Origin of the sequence: Streptomyces graminilatus, assembly GCF_001418565.1 — a bacterium.
GTDB classification, from domain to species: Bacteria; Actinomycetota; Actinomycetes; order Streptomycetales; family Streptomycetaceae; genus Streptomyces; species Streptomyces graminilatus.
This window is the reverse complement of sequence record NZ_LIQQ01000297.1, coordinates 51,160-58,708: the sequence shown is the minus strand read 5'-3', so window position 1 is coordinate 58,708 and position 7,549 is coordinate 51,160. Positions and strand designations below refer to the sequence as shown.

General features: G+C 71.1%; 7 protein-coding genes and 1 pseudogene. 5 read left to right on the top strand and 3 right to left on the bottom strand.

Features of this window, described 5'->3' with window-relative positions:
• Positions 1-188 (bottom strand): annotated as a pseudogene (locus AOK08_RS24625) (enoyl-CoA hydratase/isomerase family protein); the annotation flags it as partial.
• A 243-nt stretch (positions 189-431) separates the two neighbouring features.
• Between AOK08_RS24625 and AOK08_RS24620 the strand changes: the two are divergent.
• Positions 432-941 (top strand): ATP-binding protein, encoded by a 510-nt coding sequence (locus tag AOK08_RS24620; RefSeq protein ID WP_055529900.1) that lies wholly within the window; start codon positions 432-434, stop codon positions 939-941.
• Between the two features lie 9 nt (positions 942-950).
• On the opposite strand, the gene idi is transcribed toward AOK08_RS24620, so the two are convergent.
• Positions 951-1,547, bottom strand: coding sequence for an isopentenyl-diphosphate Delta-isomerase (gene idi, locus AOK08_RS24615; protein WP_055529898.1), 597 nt, complete (start codon positions 1,545-1,547; stop codon positions 951-953).
• A gap of 230 nt (positions 1,548-1,777) precedes the next feature.
• Positions 1,778-2,716, bottom strand: coding sequence for a cation diffusion facilitator family transporter (locus tag AOK08_RS24610; RefSeq protein ID WP_055529896.1), 939 nt, complete (start codon positions 2,714-2,716; stop codon positions 1,778-1,780).
• A gap of 430 nt (positions 2,717-3,146) precedes the next feature.
• On the opposite strand from AOK08_RS24610, the gene AOK08_RS24605 reads away from it, so the two are divergent.
• From AOK08_RS24605 to AOK08_RS24590, 4 genes are read left to right on the top strand one after another with little or no spacing between them, the layout of a single operon-like run.
• A complete protein-coding gene (locus tag AOK08_RS24605; protein WP_055529895.1) occupies positions 3,147-4,985 on the top strand; it encodes a DUF5941 domain-containing protein in 1,839 nt (612 codons plus the stop codon).
• Complete coding sequence (locus AOK08_RS24600; RefSeq protein WP_055529893.1) at positions 4,982-5,734, top strand: phosphocholine cytidylyltransferase family protein; 753 nt, start codon at positions 4,982-4,984, stop codon at positions 5,732-5,734. The genes AOK08_RS24605 and AOK08_RS24600 overlap by 4 nt, the downstream gene beginning before the upstream one ends.
• Positions 5,722-6,783, top strand: a complete 1,062-nt coding sequence (locus tag AOK08_RS24595; protein WP_055529891.1) for an iron-containing alcohol dehydrogenase family protein — start codon at positions 5,722-5,724, stop codon at positions 6,781-6,783. The genes AOK08_RS24600 and AOK08_RS24595 overlap by 13 nt, the downstream gene beginning before the upstream one ends.
• Positions 6,761-7,543 (top strand): CDP-alcohol phosphatidyltransferase family protein, encoded by a 783-nt coding sequence (locus AOK08_RS24590; protein ID WP_079054244.1) that lies wholly within the window; start codon positions 6,761-6,763, stop codon positions 7,541-7,543. The genes AOK08_RS24595 and AOK08_RS24590 overlap by 23 nt, the downstream gene beginning before the upstream one ends.
• Positions 7,544-7,549: the final 6 nt, after the last annotated feature.

Sequence of the window (7,549 nt, the reverse complement as noted above, 5' to 3'; positions counted from 1 at the left end):
CCCGCGCCGCACGTCCCGCCCGCCCCCGTGAGCACCAGGACATGGACGTCCGGATCGGTGGCCAGGACGGCGAGCAGCGGCGGCAGCGCGCTCCACATGCCGGCCGTCATGGCGTTGCGCTTGGCCGGGTTGCGGATGACGACGGTGGCGACACCGTCGGCGGCACTGTGGGTCAGCTGCGGCTCCATGCGCCGGATCGTATCGGCCGGTGCCGAGCCCCCGGGCGACGGAGGCGTCAAACCCGTACAACCCGAAGAGTTCACGAAGTCGGCAGGACATGACCAGGGTCGGTCGTCCGCGAGCTCGTGCCGTACGACATCTGTCAGAAGTGCTCGAAACGTGCTGACTTGTGTTCAGTTCTCCGGTGGGGAGCTGTCGTTGCCAACACTCGTCCTGTGGTGACAATCGAGCGCGAGGGCGGCGACCGGACTATGGAGAACCATGGGCGCGAGTCCGGCTCACGCCCAGCGGACGACGGCGAACCAGTGGAGCACGGACTCCAGGATCCGCTTCCCTACGAAGGGGTCTGGAGGTTCACCGCGCCCGCTGTCGACGCCTCCGTCCCGCAGGCGCGGCACGCCGTGCGCGACCTGCTGTACCGGCAGGGCGTACCGGCCCCGCCGGACCTGGTGAGCGGACTGCTGCTGATCGTCTCCGAACTGGCGACGAACGCCGTCCGCCACGCGGCGGTCCTGTCGCCGACGCTCGCCGTGGAGGTCGCCGTCGGCGCCGAGTGGGTGCGGGTGTCCGTGGAGGACAACCATCCCTACCGCCCCACCGCCCTGGAGGCCGACCACGGCCGGACCGGCGGACGCGGTCTCCTCCTGGTCCGCGAGGTCACCAGAGAGGCGGGCGGCGTGTGCGACATCGAGCACACGGCGAGCGGCGGCAAGGTCGTCTGGGCGGCGCTGCCGCTCACCCCCGCGCACGGGCAGCCGTAGCCCTGGCCGTCACCAGCCGGCGGACGGCCCCGTCAGCTCCCGCACCGCCGGGCGCGCCGCGTCCAGCACGGTCATGAACCAGGCCGAGAACGGGTCCTTCGCATGCCGCTCCGCCAGTTCGGCCGGGGTGACGAAGGCCGTGTCGCCGACCTCCTCCGGGTCCGGCGCCAGCGACGACTGTGCCATTCCGACGAACAGGTGGTTGTACTCCTGCTCCACCAGGCCCGACTCCGGGTCGGGGTGGTTGTAGCGGACGGTGCCCGCCTCGGCGAGCAGCGACGGGGATACCCCCAGCTCCTCGTACGTCCGCCGGGCCGCCGCCGCGAAGGGCGCCTCACCGGGGTAGGGGTGGCCGCAGCAGGTGTTGGACCAGACACCGGGGGAGTGGTACTTGCCCAGCGCGCGCTGCTGGAGGAGCAGCCGCCCCTGCTCGTCGAAGAGGAACACGGAGAACGCCCGGTGCAGCAGACCCGGTGGCTGGTGGGCGGAGAGCTTCTCGGCGGTGCCGATCGTCGTGCCGTTCTCGTCGACCAGCTCAAGCAAGATCGCTTCTGCGGTGCCGTTCGACGAACTCTTGTGCGTCGCGGTGGCTGGTGTGATCGGCATACCCATCCTTCGCCTCGGTCTTCGAGTCCCAAGTCTGCCGTACGAATCCGGCACTCCCGGCACTTCGCGGCGTCCCCCGCATGTCCGGCTCGAAAGCGGCCCGAGGGTGACCGGAAAGTCAATCGTGCCCTGTTTCCCGGCCGGGAACCGTCGTCGAGGGGGGCTTGAGGATGGAGAGGGGGGCGCGCGCCCGACGGTCGCGTTCCGTGCGCCAAGCACGCCGCACACGCTCAGTGGCACAGCTTCGACTCGTGTTCCGCGTGTCCGCTCGGCTCCAGCTGGAAGGTGCAGTGCTCCACGTCGAAGTGGTCGCCGAGGCAGCCCTGGAGCTCGTGCAGCATCTTCTCGTGCCCGATCCCGCTCAGCACGTCCGAACTGACGACCACATGTGCCGACAGCACCGGCATCCCGGAGGTGATCGTCCAGGCGTGCAGATCGTGTACGTCCTCCACGCCGGGCAGCGCCACTATGTGGGCCCGCACCTCCGCCATGTCGACGTCCCGGGGAGCCGCCTCCAGCAGCACGTCCAGTGTCTCGCGCAGCAGCTTCCAGGTGCGCGGGACGATCATCAGGCCGATGACGAGCGAGGCGATGGGGTCGGCCCGCTGCCAGCCCGTCGTCATGATGATCACCGCCGAGATCAGCACGGCCAGCGAGCCCAGCGCGTCCGCGGCCACCTCCAGGAAGGCGCCGCGCACGTTCAGGCTCTCCTTCTGGCCGCGCACCAGCAGCGTCAGCGAGATCATGTTGGCGACCAGGCCGATCAGACCGAAGACGACGGTCAGCCCGCCCTCGGTGTCGGCGGGCGTGACGAGCCGCTGGACCGCCTCGTACACCACGTATCCACCGACGCCCAGCAGCAGCAGACAGTTGGCGAGCGCCGCGAGGATCTCGGCGCGGGCGTAGCCGAAGGTGCGGTTGCCGCTGGGTGGAAGGTTCGCGAAGTGGATCGCGAGCAGCGCCATGCCGAGGCCCAGTCCGTCCGTCGCCATGTGTGCCGCGTCCGCGATGAGCGCGAGCGAGTCGGCGGCGATCCCGCCGACGATCTCGACGACCATGACGGTGAGCGTGATGGCCAGCGCGATACGCAGCCGACCGACGTACGCCGCTGCCGCCGTACCCGTGGTCGGCGCGCCGTGCGCGTGTCCGTGATCGTGCCCAGCCCCCATGGAAGCCGCCTCCTGAAGTTCGTCCCGGGTCCCGTCCAGGGGCCCGTCCCGGGATCAGTGAACTACGGGTGGGGGGTATGTGGCAACGCGGCACTGAACACCGTTGTCATGTGCCCTGACCTGCGGAAACGAAACGCAGGTCAGCGGGTGCCGAGATCGTCGCGGCCCGGCGGACGGGCAGACGGCGAAGGAGGTCGTGGCGGTCCTTGACGCGGGTCACGGTTTGTGCGCGGCGTGCCGGGTCGCTCATGATGAGGCGGTCCGGGCGGTCGCCGGTCCGCCGGGACCGGGCCTGCGGCAACCGGTGGGCCAGGGCGCGGCCCCCATCCGATACCCTCTGCCGATGCTGCCCGGCCACCGTGGGTCAGGGTCCCCCGCCACCATGTACAGGCCCGGCGCGCACGCGTCGGTGTCCAGGGAGTGAGTTCGGTTGCCGACCGCCATCCTCACGGGTCAGCCGGTTCCCGGATCGTCGATCGAGGGCGACCTGCGAGCCCTCGGTTTCGACGTGCGGAGGGCGACAGGCGTCGCCGACACCGAAACCCTCATCGCCGAGCTGTCCTGCGACGAACAGGTCGTCGTCGTCGACGCCCGCTTCGTCGGCCACCTCCACGCGCTGCGCCTCGGTCTGACCGACCCCCGTTTCGCGGCCTCCGCGCTACCGGGCGCCGTGACGGCGAAGCGCGGCGTCGGCCGAGCCGCCCTGACCCGCGTACTGGCCCGGGAGATCTCCGCGAACGGCGGTACCCCGAAGGGGCCCGTCACGGCCCCGGCAGCCGTGGACAGCCTCCCCGACCGCATTGCCCTCGCCATGGACGCGGACGGCGTCGACGTCCACCGTCCCGCGCTCGGCACGCTGATCGCCACCGTCCCGGCCGACCCCGGCGCCCGCGACGAGGCGCTGCGGGCCGTCGCCGCCGTGGACGACGAGGCCGTACGCCTGAAGTCGGCCGTGAAGTCCCGGGACGGCTTCTTCACCACCTTCTTCGTCAGCACGTACTCCCGCTACCTCGCCCGCTGGTGCGCCCGCCGGGGCCTCACCCCGAACCAGGTCACCACCGCCTCACTGCTCACCGCGCTCGTCGCGGCCGGCTGCGCCGCCACCGGCACCCGCGCCGGATACGCCGTCGCGGGCGCGCTCCTGCTCGTCTCCTTCGTCCTGGACTGCACGGACGGCCAGCTCGCCCGGTACTCCCTCCAGTACTCGACGCTCGGCGCCTGGCTCGACGCCACCTTCGACCGGGTCAAGGAGTACGCCTACTACGCGGGCCTCGCCCTGGGCGCGGCGCGGGGCGGCGACGACGTATGGGCGCTGGCCCTCGGCGCGATGATCCTCCAGACCTGCCGCCACGTCGTCGACTTCTCCTTCAACGAGGCCACCGCGGGAGACCCGGCCGCGACGGCGAACACCAGCCCGACGGCCGCCCTCTCCGACCGCCTCGACGGCGTCGGCTGGACGGTCTGGGCACGGCGGATGATCGTCCTGCCGATCGGCGAGCGCTGGGCGCTGATCGCCGTCCTCACCGCGCTCACCACCCCCCGGACCACCTTCACCGTGCTGCTGATCGGCTCCGGCTTCGCGGCGACGTACACCACGGCGGGCCGCGTCCTGCGCTCACTCACCCGAAAGGCCCAGCCCACGGAACGGGCGACGCGAGCCCTGGCGGACCTCACGGACAGCGGGCCGCTCGCGGAGCTCATCGGGCGCGTCCCGGTACGTACACCGGGCCGCTCGCGCTTCGTCCCGGCGCTGGAGATCAGCGTGCCGCTGCTCGTCGCGGTGTGGCTGTGTTCGTACGGCAGTTGGGCGCCCGTCGCCTTCGCCTCGATCTACGTGCTCGGCTCGCGTGCCGCGTTCACGGTCCCCCTCAAGAACCGCCTCGACTGGCTCGTCCCCCCGCTCTTCCGGGCCGCCGAATACTGCACAGTCCTCGTCCTCGCGGGCAAAGCGGAGGTAAACGGAGCACTTCCGGCAGCTTTCGGCCTCGTGGCCGCCGTCGCCTACCATCACTACGACACGGTGTACCGCATCCGTGGCAACGCCGGAGCGCCCCCGCGCTGGCTGGTACGGGCGAGCGGAGGGCACGAGGGCCGGACACTGATGGTCGTCGTACTGGCCGCGCTGCTCAGTGCCTCGCAGTTCGTGGTCGCGCTCACGGTCCTCGCCGTGGTCGTGGCCCTGCTGGTGCTCACCGAGAGCATCCGCTACTGGGTGACCGCCCACCAGGGCGGCGCGCCCGCCGTACACGACGAAGGAGTACCCGCATGATCGGCCTCGTGCTGGCGGCCGGCGCCGGCCGGCGTCTGCGCCCCTACACCGACAGCCTCCCCAAGGCTCTCGTGCCGGTCGGCCCCGCGGGCGACGAGGACGGCCCCACCGTCCTCGACCTCACCCTCGCCAACTTCGCCGAGATCGGCCTCACCGAGGCCGCGGTCATCGTCGGCTACCGCAAGGAAGCCGTTTACGAGCGGCAGGCGGCCCTGGAGGAGAAGTACGGGCTGAAGCTCACCCTCATCGACAACGACCGCGCCGAGGAGTGGAACAACGCCTACTCCCTCTGGTGCGGGCGGGACGCCCTCGCCGACGGCGTGATCCTCGCCAACGGCGACACCGTGCACCCCGTGTCCGTCGAGAGGACCCTGCTCGCCGCGCGCGGTGACGGAAAGCGGATCATCCTGGCCCTCGACACGGTGAAGGAACTCGCCGACGAGGAGATGAAGGTGGTCGTGGACCCGGAGAAGGGCGTGCGGAGGATCACCAAGCTGATGGACCCGGCGGAGGCCACCGGCGAGTACATCGGCGTCACCCTCATCGAGGGCAAGGCCGCCGCGGACCTGGCCGACGCCCTGAAGACCGTGTGGGAGACCGATCCCCAGCAGTTCTACGAGCACGGCTACCAGGAACTGGTCGACCGCGGTTTCACCATCGACGTGGCGCCCATCGGCGAGGTTCCCTGGGTGGAGATAGACAACCACGAGGATCTCGCCCGAGGACGGGAGATCGCGTGCCGGTACTGACGAGGCTGATCCCCTCGCCGGTCGTCGTGGACATCCGCCGGGGGGCCCTGAACCATCTGGCGGACGTGCTCTTCGACCAGCGGATCTCGCACTCCGGGAAGATCGCCGTCGCGATCAGCGCCGGCTCCGGCGCCCGCCTGCGCGAGCGGCTCGCCCCGGCGCTGCCCGGCGCGAGCTGGTACGAGGTCGCCGGCGGCACCATCGACGACGCCGTCAGGCTCGGCGACGCCATCAAGTCCGGCCACTACGACGCCGTGGTCGGCCTCGGCGGCGGCCGGATCATCGACTGCGCCAAGTTCGCCGCCGCCCGCGTCGGCCTCCCCCTGGTCGCCGTCGCCACCAACCTCGCGCACGACGGCCTGTGCTCCCCGGTCGCCACCCTCGACAACGACGCGGGCCGCGGCTCGTACGGCGTGCCGAACCCGATCGCCGTCGTCATCGACCTGGACGTGATCCGCGAGGCACCCGTGCGGTTCGTGCGCTCCGGGATCGGCGACGCCATGTCGAACATCTCCGCGGTCGCCGACTGGGAGCTGGCGGGCGCGGTCAACGGCGAGAAGATCGACGGTCTCGCCGCCGCCATGGCCCGCCAGGCCGGCGAGGCCGTGCTGCGCCACCCCGGCGGGGTCGGCGACAACGCGTTCCTCCAGGTACTGGCCGAGGCCCTGGTCCTCACCGGTATCGCCATGTCGGTGTCCGGCGACTCCCGCCCGTCCTCCGGCGCCTGTCACGAGATCAACCACGCCTTCGACCTGCTGTACCCCAAGCGCGCCGCCAGTCACGGCGAACAGTGCGGCCTCGGCGCCGCCTTCGCCATGTACCTGCGGGGCGCGGTGGAGGAAGCGGCGTACATGGCCGAGGTGCTGCGCCGGCACGGGCTGCCGGTGCTCCCGGAGGAGATCGGCTTCACCACGGACGAGTTCGTACGGGTCGTCGGGTACGCCCCGCAGACCCGGCCCGGCCGCTACACGATCCTGGAACACCTCGACCTCACGAACGACCAGATCAAGGACACGTACGCGGACTATGTCAAGGCCATCGGTAGCTGAACTACGCCCTGTCGTCCACCCCGAAGGGGTGAAGGACCGGCGCAGCGGCGAGCACTGGGCGGGACGCCTCTACATGCGCGAGGTGTCCCTGCGGGTCGACCGCTACCTGGTGGACACCAGGATCACGCCCAACCAGCTCACGTACCTGATGGTCGTCGCGGGCGTCCTCGCGGGCGCGGCACTCCTGGTGCCGGGCCTCACCGGGGCGGTCCTGGCCGCCGTACTGATGCAGCTCTACCTGCTCCTCGACTGCGTCGACGGCGAGATCGCCCGCTGGCGGAACCAGACCTCGATCACCGGTGTGTACCTCGACCGCGTCGGCCACTACCTGTCCGAGGCGGCCCTGCTGATCGGCTTCGGGCTGCGCGGCGCCGACCTGTGGGACGGCTCCGGGGCACCTGAGTGGCTGTGGGCGTTCCTCGGCACGCTGGCCGCGCTCGGCGCGATCCTGATCAAGGCGGAGACCGACCTGGTGGACGTGGCCCGCTCCCGCAGCGGTCTGCCCGCCGCCAAGGACGAACTGGCGGTGCCGCGCTCCGAGGGGCTCGCCCTGGCCCGCAAGGCGGCCGCCGCGCTGAAGTTCCACCGGCTGATCGGCGGTATCGAGGCGAGCCTCTTCATCCTCCTCGTGGCCGTCCTCGACCTCGTCGGCGGCGACCTGTTCTGGACCCGCCTGGGCATCGCGGTCCTGGCCGGCATCGCGATCCTGCAGACCCTGCTGCACCTCGTGTCCATCCTCGCGTCGAGCAGGTTGCGGTGAACAGCG